Origin of the sequence: Pseudomonas oryzihabitans (genome assembly GCF_014522265.1) — a bacterium.
In the GTDB taxonomy this organism is placed as follows: domain Bacteria; phylum Pseudomonadota; class Gammaproteobacteria; order Pseudomonadales; family Pseudomonadaceae; genus Chryseomonas; species Chryseomonas aestiva.
This window is the reverse complement of the sequence record NZ_CP017024.1, coordinates 2323943-2342974: the sequence shown is the minus strand read 5'-3', so window position 1 is coordinate 2342974 and position 19032 is coordinate 2323943. Positions and strand designations below refer to the sequence as shown.

Annotated in this window: 18 protein-coding genes; 9 read left to right on the top strand and 9 right to left on the bottom strand. The window is 67.4% G+C overall.

Annotated elements, in window-relative coordinates; translation table 11 throughout:
* Positions 1–123 precede the first annotated feature (123 nt).
* On the top strand, positions 124–567 hold the full coding sequence (locus tag BGI51_RS10805) for a thiol-disulfide oxidoreductase DCC family protein (protein ID WP_187981119.1): 444 nt from the start codon (positions 124–126) through the stop codon (positions 565–567).
* Between the two features lie 124 nt (positions 568–691).
* Positions 692–1957 carry an Hsp70 family protein gene (locus tag BGI51_RS10800; protein WP_133862196.1) on the top strand — a complete coding sequence of 422 codons (1266 nt, stop codon included), beginning with the start codon at positions 692–694 and terminating at the stop codon, positions 1955–1957.
* Between the two features lie 48 nt (positions 1958–2005).
* Here the strand turns inward: BGI51_RS10800 and BGI51_RS10795 are convergent, their stop codons facing one another.
* From BGI51_RS10795 to BGI51_RS10780, 4 genes are all read right to left on the bottom strand, one after another.
* Complete coding sequence (locus BGI51_RS10795; protein ID WP_187981118.1) at positions 2006–2584, bottom strand: DUF308 domain-containing protein; 579 nt, start codon at positions 2582–2584, stop codon at positions 2006–2008.
* A 197-nt stretch (positions 2585–2781) separates the two neighbouring features.
* Positions 2782–3612, bottom strand: a complete 831-nt coding sequence (locus BGI51_RS10790; RefSeq protein ID WP_187981117.1) for an oxidoreductase — start codon at positions 3610–3612, stop codon at positions 2782–2784.
* Positions 3613–3643: 31 nt separating this feature from the next.
* Positions 3644–5068, bottom strand: coding sequence for an MFS transporter (locus BGI51_RS10785; RefSeq protein WP_187981116.1), 1425 nt, complete (start codon positions 5066–5068; stop codon positions 3644–3646).
* Positions 5069–5213: 145 nt separating this feature from the next.
* Positions 5214–5960: a glucose 1-dehydrogenase gene (locus BGI51_RS10780; RefSeq protein WP_187981115.1), complete on the bottom strand. Its 747-nt coding sequence runs from the start codon at positions 5958–5960 to the stop codon at positions 5214–5216.
* A 123-nt stretch (positions 5961–6083) separates the two neighbouring features.
* Here BGI51_RS10780 and BGI51_RS10775 point away from each other — a divergent pair, with 123 nt between their 5' ends.
* Positions 6084–6968 carry a LysR family transcriptional regulator gene (locus BGI51_RS10775; protein WP_252977267.1) on the top strand — a complete coding sequence of 295 codons (885 nt, stop codon included), beginning with the start codon at positions 6084–6086 and terminating at the stop codon, positions 6966–6968.
* 70 nt (positions 6969–7038) lie between these two features.
* Here BGI51_RS10775 and bdcA read toward each other — a convergent pair whose 3' ends face one another.
* The gene (bdcA, locus tag BGI51_RS10770; RefSeq protein ID WP_187981114.1) at positions 7039–7752 is read right to left on the bottom strand and encodes an SDR family oxidoreductase; all 714 of its coding nucleotides are present in this window, start codon (positions 7750–7752) and stop codon (positions 7039–7041) included.
* Between the two features lie 72 nt (positions 7753–7824).
* On the opposite strand from bdcA, the gene BGI51_RS10765 reads away from it, so the two are divergent.
* The 3 genes from BGI51_RS10765 (at position 7825) to BGI51_RS10755 (ending at position 10093) form a co-directional block, all read left to right on the top strand.
* A complete protein-coding gene (locus BGI51_RS10765; RefSeq protein ID WP_187981113.1) occupies positions 7825–8424 on the top strand; it encodes a TetR/AcrR family transcriptional regulator in 600 nt (199 codons plus the stop codon).
* Positions 8425–8624: 200 nt separating this feature from the next.
* The gene (locus tag BGI51_RS10760) at positions 8625–9074 is read left to right on the top strand and encodes a GyrI-like domain-containing protein (RefSeq protein ID WP_133862204.1); all 450 of its coding nucleotides are present in this window, start codon (positions 8625–8627) and stop codon (positions 9072–9074) included.
* A 116-nt stretch (positions 9075–9190) separates the two neighbouring features.
* A complete protein-coding gene (locus tag BGI51_RS10755) occupies positions 9191–10093 on the top strand; it encodes an NAD-dependent protein deacetylase (RefSeq protein WP_187981112.1) in 903 nt (300 codons plus the stop codon).
* On the opposite strand, the gene BGI51_RS10750 is transcribed toward BGI51_RS10755, so the two are convergent.
* On the bottom strand, positions 10020–11165 hold the full coding sequence (locus BGI51_RS10750) for an acyltransferase family protein (protein ID WP_187981111.1): 1146 nt from the start codon (positions 11163–11165) through the stop codon (positions 10020–10022). The two genes, BGI51_RS10755 and BGI51_RS10750, sit on opposite strands and share 74 nt — an antisense overlap.
* A 396-nt stretch (positions 11166–11561) precedes the next feature.
* Between BGI51_RS10750 and BGI51_RS10745 the strand changes: the two genes are divergently transcribed.
* On the top strand, positions 11562–12164 hold the full coding sequence (locus BGI51_RS10745) for a nucleotidyltransferase domain-containing protein (protein WP_187981110.1): 603 nt from the start codon (positions 11562–11564) through the stop codon (positions 12162–12164).
* Complete coding sequence (locus BGI51_RS10740; RefSeq protein WP_187981109.1) at positions 12151–12603, top strand: DNA-binding protein; 453 nt, start codon at positions 12151–12153, stop codon at positions 12601–12603. The genes BGI51_RS10745 and BGI51_RS10740 overlap by 14 nt, the downstream gene beginning before the upstream one ends.
* Positions 12604–12633: 30 nt before the next feature.
* Here BGI51_RS10740 and BGI51_RS10735 read toward each other — a convergent pair whose 3' ends face one another.
* Together BGI51_RS10735 and BGI51_RS10730 are read right to left on the bottom strand one after the other, a co-directional pair.
* Positions 12634–15066, bottom strand: a complete 2433-nt coding sequence (locus BGI51_RS10735; RefSeq protein ID WP_187981108.1) for a glucan 1,4-alpha-glucosidase — start codon at positions 15064–15066, stop codon at positions 12634–12636.
* A 101-nt stretch (positions 15067–15167) separates the two neighbouring features.
* Entirely contained in the window at positions 15168–17399 is a 2232-nt protein-coding gene (locus tag BGI51_RS10730; protein WP_187981107.1) for an FUSC family protein, read from the bottom strand.
* Positions 17400–17562: 163 nt separating this feature from the next.
* Between BGI51_RS10730 and BGI51_RS10725 the strand changes: the two genes are divergently transcribed.
* Positions 17563–18492: a LysR family transcriptional regulator gene (locus BGI51_RS10725; protein WP_187981106.1), complete on the top strand. Its 930-nt coding sequence runs from the start codon at positions 17563–17565 to the stop codon at positions 18490–18492.
* Positions 18493–18496: 4 nt separating this feature from the next.
* On the opposite strand, the gene BGI51_RS10720 is transcribed toward BGI51_RS10725, so the two are convergent.
* Positions 18497–19030, bottom strand: a complete 534-nt coding sequence (locus tag BGI51_RS10720; RefSeq protein WP_187981105.1) for a cytochrome b — start codon at positions 19028–19030, stop codon at positions 18497–18499.
* Positions 19031–19032: the final 2 nt, after the last annotated feature.

The window sequence follows — 19032 nt, the reverse complement described above, 5'->3', positions numbered from 1 at the left end:
CCGTGATCCGGCGTCTCTGATTCCGACTCGCCACGAGAGGCCGTTGCGCTTACCGTTCGGCGGAAAGCGCAACGGCCGCCCTGCCTGCCGGTCCAGATAGGCAAGACCCCTGGGAAAATCACGATGCACGCACCTCGCCTGCCCCTGACCCTCTTTCACGACGGCGCCTGTCCGCTGTGCGCCCGCGAGATCGCCTGGCTGCGCCGCCATGCCGACTCCAGCCAACTGCAGCTGGTGGACCTGGCCGCGCCGGACTACCCCGCGCAGGCGCCGGCCGATGCCCCGCCGCGCCAGGCCATGCTCGACCTGCTGCATGCCCGGGATGCCGATGGCCGCTGGTTCAAGGGCCTGGACGCCACCTACTGGAGCTGGCGCACCGCCGGTCTCGGTCACTGGGCGCGGCCGCTGGGCTGGCGACCGCTGCGGCCGTTGCTGGAAGTGGGCTATCGCCTGTTTCTCAAGCTGCGCCCGGGTCTGACCTGGCTGCCGCATCCGGAGGGCAGTCGGCGTTGCCAGGATGATGTCTGCACCGTGGAAGAGCCGCGCGACCGCTCGCGCAAGGGCTGACATCACCGCCCGCACTCGCCGCGGGCCTGAAAGACACCGGCCAACCCTGCTGGCATCCGGCCAGGGTTCGCCTGCACGCGTGTCTCGGCTAAACTGCGCGGCTGCTCGCGTTACGGATCCTGACATGTCTGCTGCTCTACCCGCCCGCGCCCTGGGCCTCGACTTCGGCACCTCCAACTCCACCGCTGGCTGGCTCAGGCCTTCCGGCGAGGTCCTGCTGGCCCTCGAAGAAGGCAAGGCGACCCTGCCCTCGGTGATCTTCTTCAACGCCGAGGAGCGCCGCCCGGCCTATGGCCGCCAGGCGCTGCACGAATACCTGGAAGGCTATGAGGGGCGTCTGCTGCGCTCGCTCAAGAGTCTGCTCGGCTCCAACCTGCTCAAGGGCGAGACCAGCATCCTCGGCAGTGCCCTGCCCTTCACCGAGGTGCTCGGCCTGTTCCTCGGCACCCTCAAGCAGCGCGCCGAACAGCAGGCCGATCGCCCCTTCGACGCCGTGGTGCTGGGCCGTCCGGTGCATTTCGTCGATGACGATCCGGTCGCCGACCAGGAGGCCGAGAACACCCTGGCCGCGGTGGCGCGCCAGGTGGGCTTCAGCGACATCTCCTTCCAGTTCGAACCCCTTGCCGCCGCCTTCGACTACGAGCGCAGCATCGAGCGCGAAGAGCTGGTGCTGATCGTCGACATCGGCGGTGGTACCTCGGACTTTTCCCTGGTGCGCCTGGCGCCGGAGCGCCGCAACCTGGCCGACCGCGCCGGCGACATCCTCGCCACCGGCGGCGTGCACGTCGGCGGCACCGACTTCGACCGCCAGCTGAGTCTGGAAGGGGTGATGCCGCTGCTGGGCTACGGCAGCGCCATGAAGAGCGGCGCCACCATGCCCACCAGCCACTACATCAACCTGGCGACCTGGCACACCATCAACGCCGTCTACGCCAAGAAGAGCGTGCTGGGCCTGCGCGACATGAGATACGACGCCCAGGACACCCGCTGCATGGATCGGCTGTTCAAACTGATCGAACAGCGCGCCGGCCACTGGCTGGCGATCCAGGTGGAAGACGCCAAGATCGCCCTGACCGACGACTGGCGCCGCACCCTGCGCCTGGATCGCATCGAGACCGGCCTGGCCGCGGATCTGGAACGGCCGCTGTTCGACGCCGCCATCGCCCTGCAACTGGAACGCCTGAGCCGCGGCGTGGACGACCTGCTGGCCCGCGCCGACCTCGATCCCGCGCGGGTCGACAGCCTGTTCTTCACCGGCGGCTCCAGCGGCATCCCGGCGCTGCGCCAGGCCCTGGCCAGACGCTTCCCCGGCGCCCGCCTGGTGGACGGCGACCGCTTCGGCAACATCGGCAACGGCCTGGCCATCGAGGCGTTCAAGCGCTACGGCTGAGTCCTTCGCCGCCGCCTGGATCGACGCCCACCAGGGCGTCAATCCACCTCAGGCTCGCTTGCCGGCCGCGCTCCGCCGCCATTTCGCTACCGCCAGCCAAGCCGCCGAGACCATGAAGTAGCAGGCACCGAAAGCCACATAAGGCGTCACGCTGGAAACATCCAGCGGGACTCCGTCAGTCGCTTGCTTGACGAAGAAGCCACCCGCCAGGGCGGATTGAGCGCCACTCAGGATCATCGCCCACTGGCCAGCGGTCGTCCGCCAGCGCCGTACCGCCACGACCAGCTGGAAAAGCCCAGCGGCCAGGGCCCAGACCCCGAACACCCCAATCGCGGCGCCTGGACCGAATATCAATGCCAGCCCTATCGCCACGGCGACGCCCAGACTGACGACGGCGTTGAGCCGTTGCGCAGGGTTGTGCCGCAGGCCGCCGCTCTGGCGGGCATCCAGAACGTTCGCCAGGGCATCCCAGGCGGGGTAGAGGACGAGCAACAGCGGCCCCGCCCACCCCTGCTCATGGCCGATGGCGAGCGCCAGCGCGATCCACAGCAGCGAAACCGCAGCCCTGATGAAATAGTAGCGTTGCAGCCAGTGGCCGGCAGTCGCATCCGGGAAGGTATGACTCATGGAGCACTCCAGCGGTGTTCATTTACGGAACGGCAAGGACGCTTGCCGAGCAAGGAATCCACTCACCAGGCGAAACGGCCCTGTCCTCTCATCGCGCTGAGCGTGTCGCTCGCGCGGGTTGGGCATAGGGATCGAGATGATCCGTGAGGTGGGTGGAAGGGTCGGAGCCACGGGCATCGCAGCCCCGCCAGGATCGATCAGTCGAAGTCGGTATGCAGGGCGAGGTCGCGCCAGGCCGCCATGTCAGCGCGCAGCGCCTGCGACTTGCGCTCCGCGATGTCGTAGGCGACCGGTCCAAGCGGCAGATGCAAGGGCGGCTCGGTCGCCATGACGGCCTGCACTATCACTGCGGCAGCCTTTCGCGGATCTCCCGCCTGTCTGCCGTCATTGCTGTTCCGGTAGGCACGCCGGCGCCCCGCCGTGTCGGCATAGGCCGGGATCACCTGGTTCGCCATGGCGATGGAGCGCCCGAGAAAATCGGTGCGAAACGGCCCGGGCTCGACGATAGTCACACGGATTCCGAAGGGTGCCACTTCCCTGGCCAGCGACTCGGAAAAGCCCTCGACCGCAAACTTGCTCGCGCTGTAGTAGCCGGAACCCGGTCCTCCCGAGAGCCCTGCCCCGGATGACAGGTTGACGATACGGCCGCCGCCCCGCCGACGCAGGAGAGGCAACGCCAGGCGGGTCGTTTCGATCAGGCCGAATAGATTCACGTCGAATACCGGCCGGTATTCGCTGGGCTCGGCCTCCTCCACGGCACCGATGAAGCCTATCCCGGCGTTGTTCACCAGAACATCCAGACCACCGAACTCCCGCTCTGCAAAGGCAAGCGCGGCAGCCACCGAAAGGGGGTCGGTGACATCCAGCTGCACGGCCCTCAGGTTCTCCGGAAATTGCCGGGCCAAGGGTTGCAGTACGGCGGGATCGCGAGCCGTTGCCACGATGCGGTCGCCACGCGCAGCGGCCGTTGCGGCGATATGGCCGCCAAGACCGCTCGAGCAGCCGGTAATGAGCCAGGTCTTTCTCATGCTGTTCTCCTCGCGCCGTGAAAAGCGCTGTTCACTCTGCGTCACAGGCCCCGCGCGAGGCGGTCGTCGGGGCGCCAGGCCAGCTCAAAACGGCGGCCAGCGCCAAGGCACCGCCCATCGTCAGGGCGGCAACGGAAAAGGCGACCTGCACCTCTCTCCTGCCAGCGCCATCGGGGGCAAGGGCGAAAAACAGGCCACCAATGAGCGCTACCGCGACGGCGGCGCTGATCTGCAAGGTGGCATTCATCAAGCCGGCGGCGAGTCCGGCCAGGCTCGGTGCCACCTGATCCGCGTTCATTCTTACCAGGGCCGGAAGCGCTATGCCCTGACCCAGGCCGATCAACAGCAGCGGCACCGGCAGCCAGCTGGGCAAGCCCGCCAGCGCCGCCGCCAACATCAGGCCCAGGACCTCCAGGGCCATGCCAAGGGCGGCGGTGCGTGCGCCCAGCCGTTGGGCAAGATGCGGACTGCACAGGGGCCCGCAGAGGAATCCGATCCCCAGGGGCAGGATCGCCCAACCCGCAGTCAGGGCTCCGTGACCCAGACCGGCCTGCTGGTAGACGGCGAAGATGAGAAAGAAAGGCGCCAGGGCATAGAACAGAAAGGTCGCCAGGAGAGTGCGTCTGAGCCGGGAGGCGGTGAGCAGGGAAGGCAGCACCAGGGGCGTCTCGCCGGCCGCTTCCTTGCGCTGCTCGTAGCGCCAGAAGGCGATCAGCAACCCGGCACTGACGATAAGCAGGGGCAGCGACCACCAGGGCCAATGCAGTCGTGGCCCCTCGATCAGGGGTACGACCAGCGCCAACAGCCCAGCCGCGAGCAGGCCGGCGCCCATGACATCCAGCCGGCCCGGTTGCCGGGCCCGGCTCTCGCGCAGCACGACCAGCGCGGCCGGCAGGGCGCAGAGAATGACGGGAAGATTGATGAGGAAGATGCTGCGCCAGCCCAATCCGAAGGGATTGGCCTCTATCAGCACCCCACTCAAGAGCTGGCCCAGCACAGCGGCGAGTCCGAAGGTCGCGCCGTACAGGCCGAGCGCCCGATTCTTCTCTTCCGCGGGGAAGGTCGCATGGATCAGGGCCATGGACTGCGGCGCCATGATGGCAGCCGCCACGCCCTGCAGCAGCCGTCCGGCAATCAGCATGGCTGGCGTTGGCGCGACCCCGCAGAGTGCCGAGGCGATACCAAAGCCCAGCATGCCGCCGAGGTAGACACGCTTGCGGCCGAACATGTCGCCCAGCCGCCCGCCCAGGATCAGGGTGACCGCATAAGCCGTCGCATAGACGGAGACCACCAGTTGCGCCAGATCCGACGTGGTAGCGAAGTCGCAACGAATCACCGGGAGCGCCACATTGACGATGAAGAAGTCGAGCGGTGGCAGCAGCGTACCGATCAGCAGCACGCCCAGCGCGAACCAGCGACGGCTGTCGGGCTGGACCTTGTACAGGGATGAGTTCATGGACGTTTACCGTTAATCGGGCTGCATCCTGATCCGCGCAGGCGTGGCCGGCCCGCGACCTGTAGGTGCAGCGATTTCTCGAAAGTGTGGCTAGAGCTGGCAGGGCGTCAGCGATCGGCGCGCGCGGCGCAGGCAACCGCCTGGTCTAGCGCATGCCGCCGGAGCCGAAGATGACTTCGCCGGTGACCCAGCCGGCATCGTCGGACGCCAGAAAGGCGACGATGGGGGCGATATCCCGTACATGGCCGATACGGCCGAGTGGGGTGCGGGCCTCGTTCCAGGCCTGGAATTCCGCGCCCAAGGCGCCGGCGGTCCGGGTGCCCTCGGTTTCGATGAGGCCAGGATTGACGGCATTCACGCGAATCCCACGAGGGCCCAGCTCGCGGGCGAGCACCCCCGTGATCGCATCGAGCGCGCCCTTGGTGCCGCTGTAGACGGCGCTTTCCGCCGGCAGGACGCTGGTGACGTTCGAGCTGATGTTGATGATGCTGCTGCCGGCGCCCAGATAGGGACTGGCAGCGCCTATGAGCTGCAGGGGTCCGAGCACATTGATGTCGAATTGCAGCCGATACAGCTCTACCGTGGTGTCTTCGATCCTGGCGAACTGATAGACGCCGGAATTGTTCACCAGGATATCCAGGCGACCGAAGTGTTCGAGAGCCGCCTTTACCAAGGCCTCCATATCGGCCCGTTGGCGGACATCGGCGCGTAGCGCGATAGCCGTACCCCCTGCTGCCTCGATGTCGGCGAGAACGGCGTCCGCCCCGTACTTGTCGGACGCATAGCTGATGACGACCCTGGCGCCGTCCGCCGCCAGTTGCCGGGCAATACCCGCGCCGATGCCCTTGGAGGCGCCCGTTACAATCGCAACCCTATCCAGCAATCTGCCCATAGCTGCTCACCTGCATGGAGCCAGTTCGAACATCCCTGGCTGAATCCAACGTATCTGAATCGATGTGAGCCACCATGGTCGCCCTTACGATATTGTTTGGGGACTGCCTTTCCTGCATATTTTATGTTCATTTTTGAACGTAGATTAGCCATGGAATGGAGCGATGTACGAATCTTTCTGGCCGTCGCCCGCGGCGGATCCTATGGCGCGGCCGCGCGAGCCTTGGGCATCAGCCACCCGACGGTAGGTCGACGGATCAAAACGCTCGAGGATGAAGCCGGACAGGCGCTGCTAAGGCGCACTCGCGAGGGCCTGATCCTCACGAATTCGGGAGATGCCGTATTCGCCCTGGCCGAGTCCATGGAAGCCTCGGCCCTGGCCATGGAGCGGCGTCTGGCCGGTAATCACCAGCGCCTGGAGGGCATCCTGCGAATCTCTTCGGCGGACTGGTTTGCCGGCTATGTTCTGGCGCCGGTCCTGGCCGACCTCACCCGGCGGCACCCTGCCGTGGTACCCGAGGTCATTGCCAGCTATCGACTGCTGGATCTCTCCCGCCGCGATGCGGACGTGGCCTTTCGCCTGGTGCCCTTCAGCGAACCGGATATCGTGCAGCGCCGTTTCCTGAGGATGCCCTATGGCCTCTATGGCTCCGCCGAGACGGCGCTGGCCGTGCAGGAGGATACGGCCGCGGTCGGGCTGATCCTCATGAACAGCGCGCAAGCGCACTTTCCCGATGTCGCCTGGTTGCTCGACCGGCTGCCGGGAGCGCAACGCGCCTTCACCAGTACCAGTCGAACCGTCCAGGCGCAGATGTGCCGCCGGGGACTGGGGGTTGCCGTGCTGCCTCGCCCGCTCGGCGATGCGACGCCAGGATTGCAGCTCATCGAAAGCTTCGGCAGTCCTCCGTCACGGGATATCTGGGTGGGCTATCACCAGGACCTGCGCCACATGGACAGGCTGCGGGCGCTGCTGGATATCGCCGAAGAGGTATTGGGACCGGCGCACTAGGTGCGCCAGCCGGACAACGGGCAGTCGCCGCTATCGTCTGGGTGTCAGGCGATAGCGGCGCGGGTCGCGGTCAGGCGCCGAAGGCGCCGTCGATGGTGTGCATGGCACCGGTGACGAAGCCGGCCTCGGGGCCGGACAGCCAGGCGACCATGCCGGCCACCTCGTCGGCGCTGCCGTGGCGCTTGATCGCCAGGAAGCTGTGCATCAGCTCCTTCATGGGGCCATCGGCCGGATTCATCTCGGTATCGATGGGGCCGGGCTGCACCACGTTGACGGTGATGCCGCGCGGACCGAAGTCCCGCGCCAGACCACGGGCGAGCCCCTGCAGGGCAGACTTGCTCATGGCATAGGCGGCCAGGCCGGGCAACGGCATGCGATCGCCATTCACCGAGCCGATGACGATGATCCGCCCGCCTGCCGGCATCTGCCGCGCCGCCTCGACCGCCGCATGATAGGGCGCCTGGACATTGATGCGCAGCAGGCGATCGACGGCGTCCGGCTCCTGTTCCAGGGCATCGCCGAACAGCGCCACGCCGGAATTCACCACCAGCACGTCCAGCGGACCACAGGCGCGCACCCGGGCGATCACCGCGTCGCGGTCGGCGCTGTCGGTCAGCTCGGCGGTGCTCCCGGTCTCCGCGGCGAGGGCCAGGGCGGCGTCAGCGGAACTGGCATAGGTAAAGGTTACCCGGGCACCTTCGGCGGCGAAGCGCCGCACGATGGCGGCGCCTATGCCGCGACTGCCACCTAGTACCAGGATCTTCTTGCCTGCGAAATTGCTCATGGATCTGCCTCCTGATTAATGTAGTGAGTGCTACAATAAGCCTCTCCCGTTTGCTGTCAAAGTATTTTTGTAATGAACACTACAAATAAATCCGCACCCCGTGGGCGGCCCCGCCGTTTCGATCCGGACGAGGCCATCGTCCAGGCCCAGCGCCTGTTCCATGAAAGGGGCTACGACGGGGTGAGCGTCGCCGACCTGACCGAGGCGCTCGGGATCAGGCCGCCGAGCTTCTATGCGGCCTTCGGCAGCAAGCTCGAGCTCTACCAGCGGGTGCTCGATCGCTACATTGCGACGGGCGCCGTGCTGCTGCAGCACATCCTGGAGGCCGAGCTATCCCTGGCGGAGGTCCTGACCCAGGTGCTGGAAGAGGTGGCGCGCAGCTATACCGTCGATCCCCGCGCGGCCGGCTGCCTGGTGCTGGAGGGCACCCATTCCGACGATCCCCAGGCCCGCGCGGCGGCCGACCGTTACCACCAGGCGGCCCAGGCGCTCATCCGCACCCGGGTCGCCGCCTGCAAGCCAGAACGGGCGCAGGAGTTGACCGACTTCGTCATCACCACCATGGCCGGGCTCTCCGCCAGTGCCCGCCATGGGCAGAGTCCGGAGCGGTTGCTGGCCAGCGCGCGCCTGGCGGGCCTGGCGCTGACCCAGGCGCTTGCCGAGGACCGCTAAACCCCAGCCTGGCGCCCGGGTGGCGCAGCAGGTGCACTCGCCGAATGGGCAGCCGTTAGGAACACACCCGGCGAACCGGAATGGCGCCACGGGTCCGCTGCGACCTTTCGCCTGACCGCTTATGCCCTGCCCAGGCTGACCGCGAGGCGCCGCTGGAGTAAGGTGGCGGCCTTCATCGCATCTTCGAGAGAGTCTGTCCCATGTCGCTGGAAATCGTCGACCATCCCGCCCTGGAAGTGACCGGTCTGCTGTTCGAGCCTGGCCAGGGCGAAGACATCGCCGCCCTCTGGCGGCGCTTCGCCGACCGCGCCGGGGAAATCACCGGCCGCGAAGGCGACGCCGAATGGTATGGCCTGAGCTGGCGTCAGGCCGGCGCCATGCACTACCTGGCCGCGGTGGCCACCGCGCCGGGCGCGCCCCTGCCCGCCGGCATGGTGCGCCAGGAACTGCCGGAAGGCCGCTATGCCCGCTACGTGCACCTGGGCACCGCGCCCAGCGTGGCCAAGAGCCTCGGCCGACTGTTCGCCGAGCTGCTGCCGGCGCGCGGCCTGCAACCCCGCCCGGGCGCCTGCTTCGAGCACTACACCGAGGCCTTCACCGGGGTGGATGCCCAGGATTCGCAGATCTACATCTACGTCCCGGTGTTCTAGCAAGGCTGCCTTCGGGCGGAGCGCCGCGCGACGGGCAGGACGTTCGTCAGCTGCGGCTTGCCTCCCGGCATAACCCTTTCCAAGCTGGGGGTATCGTCCGCAACTCCAGGTGCCCGATGTCCCTGCCCGAGCTCCAGTCCTTTATCGCCCGGCACGAGCGGATCTTCCTGCTCACCGGTGCCGGTTGCAGCACCGATTCCGGCATTCCCGACTACCGCGACCGCGACGGCGCCTGGAAGCGCCCGCAACCGGTCACCCTGCAGGCCTTCGTCGGCGACGAACTCTTGCGCCGCCGCTACTGGGCGCGCAGCCTGATCGGCTGGCCGCGCTTCTGCCAGGCGCGGCCCAACGCCACCCATCAGGCCCTGGCGGCCCTGGAGCGGCGTGGCCAGGTGGAGATGCTGCTGACCCAGAACGTCGATCGGCTGCACCAGGCCGCCGGCAGCGAGGCGGTGATCGACCTGCACGGCCGCCTCGACCAGATCCGCTGCCTAGGTTGCGAGCTACGCCTGCCGCGCCAGGAATTCCAGCAGTGGCTGGGCGAACTCAATGGCGACTGGCTAGCGCTGGACGCGGCTACCGCGCCGGATGGCGATGCCGATCTGGAAGGCGTGGACTTCATGAGTTTCCGGGTGCCCGACTGCCCACGCTGCGGGGCTCTGCTCAAGCCGGACGTGGTGTTCTTTGGCGAACACGTGCCCGGCGCGCGGGTGGAGCGCGCCTTCGCCCACCTGGGCCGCGCCGATGCGCTGCTGGTGGTGGGCTCGTCGCTGATGGTCTATTCCGGCTTTCGCTTCGCCCAGGCCGCGGCCCGCGCCGGCTTGCCCATCGCCGCCCTGGGCTATGGGCGGACCCGCGCGGACGACCTGCTGGCGCTCAAGGTGGAAGCCTCCTGCGCCCAGGCACTGGCCTTTCTGCTGGAGTATCCCGGGGCAGCGCCGGCGCTTACGCCGGCACGTGCCGAGGCCGTGGCGCCCTTCCCAGGTGCATCAGCGGACGCTCGATCCAGCGGTAGCTGAGCATCGACAGCAGGCAGGCGAGCACCAGCACCGGCGGCAGCAGGGCCATGAAACCGACGGTACCCAGGGTCTCGACCGAACCCAGGTTGAGCAGGGTGAAGAGGCCGTAGAGCAGCAGGCCGTGGGTGAGATAGAGGCTGTAGCTGATCTCGCCCAGCACCTTGAGGCCGCGACTGCGCAGCAGGCCGAAGAGGTCGTTGCCGGCGGCCATGGCGGCGAAGGGCAACGCCAGCGCCAGCATCTGCCTGAGGTTGTAGTCCGGCTGGGTCATGGCGTAAGCCACCAGCGCCAGCGACAGCGCGGCCACCAGGGGCGTGCGCAGGCGTGCCAGCAGCGCCGGCCGATGGACCTTGACGAACACCGGCAGAAACCCCAGCAGGAACAGCAGGCCGAAGCGCGCGCCCAGCACGTGATAGTGATAACCGGCGGCGACCAGGCCACCCACCAGCAGCGCCGAGACCAGCAGCGGCAGGCCGAAGCCACGGCGATTGAACAGCGCGGCGATGAGCGGCAGCGCCAGGTAGAACAGCGCCTCGTAGCGCAGCGTCCAGTGGGCGCCGGCGGTCATCCAGCCGCTCTCTTCCAGGCCGTTGAGACTGAAGCCGGAAAACAGCTCCCAGCTGAGCAGTTCGAGCATGAAGTGCTGGCCGTCGGCGATGACGAAGTGGGTGCGGATCAGGGTGAAGAGCACCACCACGGCCACCACGCAGAGATACAGCGGCATGACCCGCAGCACCCGTGAACGGAGCAGTTCGCTCCAGTCCGGCGTGCGCCGATAGACCTTTCCGAAGAACAGGTAGCCGGTGATCATGAAGAACAGCGAGACCGGCACCACGCCCATGTTGTAGAGCAGGTCGCTGTCGGGTTCGCGCCACTGGCCCTCGGCCTTGAGGTGATAGGTCAGCACGAAATGCAGGCAGACCACGGCGGTGGCGAGGATGCCGCGCAGGGCATCCAGCGGCGAGGAGCGTGCCAGGGTCTCCTCGGTGAGCAGCGGGCTGCGGCGCAGGGCGAAAGCCAGCAGCACCAGGGTGCCCAGGTAGAGGGCGATGGGGAGAGCGACGTCAGTCATATCCGTGACCTTCTTGACAGGAACCGGCAAAGACCCGCCCCCAGACCACCGGAGCGGTCGCCGGAGCGAGCGAGAGAAAAGCGCGACAGCCGGGCACGCTACCGCGCGGTACGCGACCGAGGGCAGAGGGACCGGAAAGAAAGGAGAACAGCGACGAGCGGAAGGATCCGCTGCCTCAGCAAAGCGCGAGAACGCCCATCAGACAAGTCTTGTTACAGGCGTTCCCTTGGGGTCGACGTTTCGTTGCCCTGGCTCAGCGGCCCTGGCACAGGCATTGGTAACGCGCTACCGTTGGTCGGCTGCTCAGGCGCTGGAATACATCAAGGGCAATCGCACTGGCTGTTTGCTGCCTTTTAGGCTTCAATTGCAGCCCAAAAGGCAGCAAACGAATTTCTTATGTCCCTTGCTTCCGTTCTATTTCCCGACTATCGCCGCAAGGTCCTGGCGCTTCTTCTGCTCCATCCGGAGAGCAGCTACCATCAGCGCGAAATCGCGCGCTTGACCGAGACCCAGTCTGGCACCCTGAGCCGTGAGCTCGTCAAGCTGGTCGCGGCAGGTCTGGCCGTGAAGACGCGCGTGGGTAATCAACAGCACTATCGCGCCAATCGGGAGTGCCCCATCTTCGAAGAGCTGGCGAGCATCTTGCGCAAGACCAGTGGCCTGACCGATATTCTAGCCGAGGCGCTGAGCCCCATTGCAGACCAAATATCGGCAGCTTTCGTCTTCGGCTCGATGGCTAGCGGCAAAGCAAGCGCTGGAAGCGATATTGACCTCATGATCCTGGGTACCGTGACCTTCCGCGAGGCAGTGGCAGTGCTCTATCCCTGTCAGGAGACGCTTGGGCGCGAGATCAATCCCAAGGTATACCAGCGAGAGGAATGGCAGAGGCTGTTGGCGGAAGGAGGAGCCTTCATCACGGACCTGCTGGAAAAGCCCAAGGTGTTCGTCATCGGCGACGCTTCGTACCTGTCACAAGGAAAGACAGATGACCCTGGATAATCTGCTCGGCAAGAGTCTTGAGGCGATCACACCGGACCCTGCGAGCATCCAGCGCTTGCTGGAGGCAGCGCAACGCAGCTTGACCGATGCCTGTCTGCCAATACTGAGCAGCGAAAGCCGCTTCGATCTGGCCTACAAGGCAATCATGCAGGGCGCGAACGCAGCGCTTCAGGCCAATGGCTATCGGACCCTCACTAGCCGCCCCGGTCACCATCAGACCATGATCCAGTCACTACCCCGGACCATCGAGCTTGATACAGCGACGATGTTGGTACTGGATACCTTGCGCAAGCAACGCAACGTCATCGACTACTCGGGCGATCTAGTCAGCGATTCGATGGCGCAGGAGGCCTTGCAGCAGGCCGAGATCCTGCTCCAGCACGTCACGCATTGGCTGAAGCAAAATCGACCAGAGCTGCTATCGGATCGCGAGCGCTAGCAGCGCTCGCGATCCGACAACTGGCTTGCTTCAGGGCGCCAGTGTCCGCGCCACCAACGGGTAGCGATCCCATACCTGGCCGTCCGCCAGGGAGCGCAGCAGCTTGACGTATTCGGCATGGGACCAGGCCAGCGGCGTCGCCGAATCGGTGCCCTGCCCCTGGGTGTAGCCGTGGCGCCGGTTGTCACCTACGCCGTCCCAGACCTGTTCGGGCAGCATCAGGCCGGCGTTGGCGAACAGTTCCAGGCCGCGAACGTAGGTGTCACGCAGCTTGCCCAGCGCTGCCGCATCCGGCTTGCCCTGCAGGACCAGACGCGCCAGCTCGTAATGGCCGCGTTCGCCGGTGAAGATCGGCCAGACCCGGCCGCGCAGTCCGGAGTTGGGTACCGGCTGCTCGGTGGCGGGGAAATTGATGCCGGAGCTTTCGCTCTCGCCATAGCCATCGTTGCCGTAGCGCCGCCAGCCGGGGAAGGTGCCGTTCACCCCCGGGTACTGGAAGCTGTACTTGACCCGCAGATTCTCCGGCAGGCCTTCGTCGTCCAGCACCGCCAGGCTCTTCTGTACCAGGGGATCGCTCGCCGGCCGCACGCCGTAGCGCACCAGTTCGAGGAAGCCGGCGTCCAGCACCTGGTCCTCCGGCAGGCCCGGGCGGCTGTTGTTGTCCACCAGCTTGCCCTTGTCGTTGGGATCGTCGTTCTGGGTGATGCGCAGGTAGTAGTTGCCGGCGCCCAGGCTGCCCTGGGTGGTGGCCATGGTCTTTTCCACCTGGCCGGAATAGCGCCGGGCGGTGTCGCGGTAACGGCTGGCATTGGCCTCATCGCCGGCATGGCGCGCCAGTTCGCTGGCGGTGGCGAGACCGGCGATCACCGCCGCGGTGGTGGATGGCGAATAGCCCCACTGCTCTTCCCAGCGCTCCTGCTGGGTCTGCGGCGGCTTGACCTGCCAGGTGTTCCAGCCCAGGTTGACCTGGCTGTCGCGGGCGAGGAAATCCGCCGCGGGCCTGAGCATGGCGCGGTACCAGCGATCGATCTCGGCGTCACCCAGCAGGCCGCCCTGCCAGAGGCGATAGCCGAGCATGATCGGCATGGCGGTCTGGTCGAGTTGCACGCCCACCCACTCGATGGTGCCGTCGACGTGGGTCTTCTGCAGGAACCAGCCGGTGGCGCCCGGCGCCCGCACCTCGTCGCCCTGTTTCTGCTGGTGGATGAAGGCGGAGCTGTCGGCCGGCTTGTGCGCGGTATTGGCATCCACCTGCACCTGCTTGAGGTAGCTGAAGGCGACCTTGGGCGTCTGCCGGTCACCCAGCGCCAGCAGCGCCATGGCGCACTGGTAGAAGTCCCGTGGCCAGACCGCCTTGTAGCCGGTGGTGCCCTTGCCCGCCGGCACCGTTTCGCCCCAGGGGTTGGACAGCGAGGCGATCAGGGCGCCGGCGTGGGTCTTGTCTTCCTGGGCCTTGAGCACCAGGGCGCTGGCGTTGAGCAGCTTGCCGCCGTCGCCGGCCTGGGCCTGCAGACGCGGCAGCTGGTCGAGGCTGGCGAGGTAGTCCTGCCAGCCGATGGCGTCGCCCTCGCCGTTGTAGTGGGCCAGCACCTTTTGATAACCGTGGGCCAGGGTGGCATCCGCCGCCGCCTCGGCCTGGCGCGGATTGGCGCCGAAGCCCACCACCACGTCCAGGGTGGTCTCGGCGCCCTTGAGCGGTAGCTTGGCGAGCATGGCGACGTTGCCGGCCTGGTCGCCGGTGCTGCTGTAGGTCTGGGTCGGCTTGCCGTTGCGGCGCAGGTCGTCGAGGCCGTCGGAGCTGCCGACGAAGCCCACGGTGGGCGTCTGCAGCGGCTGGCTGGCCTTGACCACCAGGGCGTGCTCGCCTTCGCTGGCGTAGAGCACCCCACCCTTCACCGCGGCGCGGTCGTGGCTGCCGCTGTTGGCCAGCGCCGGATCGACATAGAGATAGGGCTGGATGCGCGGGTCCTGGCTGCGAAAGATGACACGCATGACCAGAGTGTCCTGGTCCGGGTCGGTGAAAATGTGCTTTTCGATCTCGTAGCGGCCCTGGCGGTCGCGGTTGACGATCTTGTAGGCCAGCGAGGTGGGCCGGCCGGCGGCATCGGTGGCCAGGTATTCGATGCGGCTGTCGGTATCGTCGCGCTCCAGGTGGGTGAAGTCGGGTCCGCGGATCACCAGCTGCATCTCGCGCAGTTGCGCCTCGTGGATGAGTCCCTGCATGGTCTCGGTGACCACCCCCTGCGCCAGGGAAAACCACACCCGCGAGACGCGGCCGGTGCTGGCCTGGTCGCTGTAGGCGCCGTCGCGATAGGCCTCGTAGCTGGTACCGATGCCGGTCTTGCCGGAATAGGACCAGAAGGGTCCGGCGCCGGGGGCACCGGGGGCTTCCTGGGCGGACGCCAGGGGCGTCAGGAGAAAACTGGCGGAACAGAGCAGCGGACGGACGAAGCGGACGGGCATGGGCAGGCGGGCCTTGTTCTGGTTGTGCCGAAAGTCGCATGGCAGAGGGCCTGACGGCCCTCCCCGTTCGTAAGCCTAGCCAATATTTCCAGAAGCGCTGCTCAGCCTTCGTCCCGCGCCGGTTGCCTGGCCGGCGGCAGGTACCCGGCCAGGGGCGAATCCGGCGCCAGCAGCGAGGTGCGGATGAAATGCAGGTAGCTGGCGATACGGCGCAGCGGTGAGCGATCGAAGTCGCCCGGATTGGGCTCCAGGTGGCGCTGGGCCTGGTGCGCCAGGGTGATGGCGTGGTCCACAGCGGCCAGGGCGCGGGCCAGGTTGGCGGCGTCGGGCTTGCGGAACAGTCGCACCAGGGCCCGTCCCAGGGCGCGAATGGCCAGGCGCCAGGCACGTTCTTGGCGATACCAAGGCAAGGGTGGCAGCGCGGCCTGCTCCAGGCGCAACTCGATGATGGCGTGGCCCAGCTCCAGACTCAGGAAGGTCCAGCGCAGCAGCCGGCGCTGCACCTCCGGCTGGCCGACGGTAAGCACCTGCACCTGGTTGAGCAGATCGCGCAAGCCGGAATCGAAGCGGCCACTCAGACCGGCCAGGGGTGCCCCGATGGCATGGATCAGCCGCTCGCGTAGGGCATCTTCCAGCCGGCGCCAGACCCAGGGCTGGCTGGGCGGCAGGAGCACGCTGACGGCTACCACCGCCACCGCGCAGGCCAATCCGTAGGCCAGGTAGGTGTTGCAGAAGACATCGGCGTCGTAGCGCGGCAGATTGCCCGGCAGCGCCGCCGAACAGAACCAGACCATCAGCCCGGTGCCATAGCCCGCCAGCCGGGGTCGAGTGATCAGCCAGGCGCCAGTGGCGGACACTGGCATCAGGACCAGCAGCAACAGGGCGAAGCCGTCGATCCAGGGCAACACCTGGAATTGCAGCAGCCCACCGGCCAGGGCCCCGACCAGGGTGCCACCGGCCAGTTGCAGGCAATAGCGGCGCGGATCGGCCGAGGTGGAGGCCAGCGCCGAGATCAGCGCCGCCGCCAGGGTGCAGGCCGCGCCACTCGGCCAGGCGGTTTCGATCCAGAACAGTCCCACGCCCAGCACCACCAGGGCGCTGCGCAGCCCGGCCATCCAGGCCACCGCGCGACTGGCCAGCGGCGTGAAGGTCTCGCGCGTCTTGGGCGCGGTGCTGGTCGGCAGGTCCAGCTCCAGCTGGGTATTCAGCAGCAGGTGCAGGTCCTCGGCGAAGCGATAGAGCAGTTCGGCGGCGGTGTCGTAGTCGAGGCGATCGACTGCGGCGCCAGGCGCTGTCTGGCCCAGTTGCTGGCGACCGTCGCGGATCGCCGTCATCAGCATCTCGCGCTCCCCGGCCAGGCGCTCACTGAGGCGGCGCAGGTCACGCTCTTCCGGCAGGTGACCCAGGCCCGGCGCCAGGGCGGCGGCGATCAGCCCAAGGGCGGGCGCCAGCGCCTGGCGCACCGCCGGTGGCCGTCCGGCCAGACGGTCGAGCAGTTGATGAAGGGCATGGAAGCGGGTGTTGAGCAGCATGAGACGATTGCCCAGGGCGGCCAGCCGTCCGCTGCGTCGGCGCAGATAGGGCTCTTCGAAGACGCTGGCGCTGCGCAGGCTTTCGAAGCCCACGGAGTCGGCAGCGAAACGCGCACTGAGCCCGGCGAAGCGTTCGCCGTCGAGCTGGCCCAGCAGACCGTCATGGGCCATGGCCAGGAAATCGCGCAGGCGCTGCGCCAGGGTCCGGCGCAGGACGCCGCGGGTGGTCTGCGGCAGGATCGCCACGCTCACGACGCCGGCGCAGCAGATGCCCAGGGCGATCTCCAGCAGACGCCAGATCGCCTGGAGAAAGGCGCCCTGGGGTTGGGCCACCGCCGGCAGTCCGACCAGGCAGGCGGTATAGCCGGCCAGCAGGAAGGCATAGCTGCGAAAGTCGCGATAGCGCGCCGCGCCACGGGTGCAATAGCCGATCCACAGCACCAGGGCGCCGAGCAGCAGCACTCGCTCCTGGGCGAACAGGGCGATGGCGGCCACGGTAAAGGTCAGGCCGGCCAGGCTGCCGAGGATGCGATAGAAACTCTTGGCCAGCACCTGGCCACTCTGCGGCTGCAGGACGATGAAGACGGTGACCAGCACCGTGCTCGGTTGCGGCAGCTCCAGGCGATAGGCCAGCCACAGCGCCAGGGCCGCGGCCAGTAGCGCCTTGGCGATAAAGGCCCAGGTCTGGCCATCGGTACGCACCCATTCGCGAGCGGCACGGCGCCAGGCGTTGCGGCCCGGCCAGCGGGTACGGGAGAAGGCAGCGGCGGGCCGCGCGAGCGGCGGTGAGGCGAGAGGCATGCTGGGCAACGACGAGAGCGAGCGGAAGGGGGAGGCGCAGCGCCTCGGCGGCCATTCTAGAAAGCCTCGCCCGCCCGGATTAAGCCGGGTATGGCAGCAAAGAGCCTTAACCAACGGGCGGGTAATGGCCCACAATGGCCCTTTCCACCGCCCTGCCCCGTCCATGGATCATCTCTTCAATCTGCGCGCCTTCGCCTGCGTGGCCAAGACCGGCAGCTTCACCGCCGCCGCGCGCCAGCTGGAACTCACCACCGCCTATGTATCCAGGGCGGTCAGCCAGCTGGAGCAGCACCTGCAGACCCGGCTGCTGCACCGCACCACCCGCCAGTTGCGCCTGACCGAAGCCGGCCAACGCTACCTGGTGCGCTGCCAGCGCATCCTCGTCGACCTCGATGAAGCCGATGCCGAGGCCCGCCACGCCCTGGCCGTGCCGCGCGGCCGGCTGCGCATCCACACCATGACCGGCCTCGGCCAGCACTACCTGATCCAGAGCCTGGCCGGCTACGGCGAGCGCTATCCCGAGGTCGACCTGGATCTGCAACTGACCAAGACCTTCACCGACATCCTCAAGGAAGGCTACGACCTGTCGCTGATCCTGGCCGACGGTCTGCCAGACTCGGCCTTCCATTCGGCGCATCTGGGCAGCACCCACAGCGTGCTCTGCGCGGCGCCCGCCTACCTGGAGCGCCAGGGCCGGCCGACCACCCCGGCGGAGCTGGTCGGGCATCGCTGCCTGCGGCTGGTCAATCGCGCCATGGCGCCGGATCGCTGGTTGCTGGAAGGACCGGAGGGTATAGCCGAGGTGGCGGTGGATCGACCGCCCTTCCAGGTCAACACCGCCGATGCCCTGGCCGAAGCCGTGGCCAGCGGCCTGGGCATCGGCGCCCTGCCGCTGTACGCCGCGGTCGCCGGCCTGGCCAGTGGCCGCCTGCAGCGCGTGCTGCCGGGGCACCGGCTCTATGCCCTGGACATCCATGCGCTCTATCCGTCGCGGCGCTTTCTCGACGCCAAGATCCGCACCCTGGTGGACCACCTGCGCGAGACCCTGCCGGCCCTGCTGGAACGCGACCGGCAGCGGGTGGAAGGGAGCTGACGCCTTAAGGCCGTTGCTCGGGCAACATCCGCTCCAGGGTGCCATCGCGGCGGATCGCCACATGCCAGACCACCGCCGCCACGTGCAGGACCACCAGCCCATAGACGGCGAACTGACCAGCCACATGGATGCGATTGGCGAGGATGCCGAGGGCTTCATGCCGGGGAAAACCCGGCAGGGAAAACAGCCCGAACACCGGTACCGGCTGGCCCTGGCCGGCCATCAGGTAGCCGGTCACCGGCATCAGCAGCAGCACGGCATAGAGCAGGCCATGGTTAAGCGCGGCGAGCAGCCGCAGCAGACGACCGTCACGGGGATGGGCCGGCGGCGCCGGATGCCGCCAGCGCCAGGTCAGCCGGATCAGGATCAGCAGGAACACCGAGATCCCGGTGGATTCGTGCAGCAGGTACCAGAGGGTCCGCACCGGTCCGGGCGGAAAGTTTTCCGCCACCCAGACGAAGGGCAACAGCAGGCACAGCAGGGCGACGGTCAGCCAGTGCAGGGCCTGGGCGAAGCCGGTGTAGCGCGCGATGGCCATGG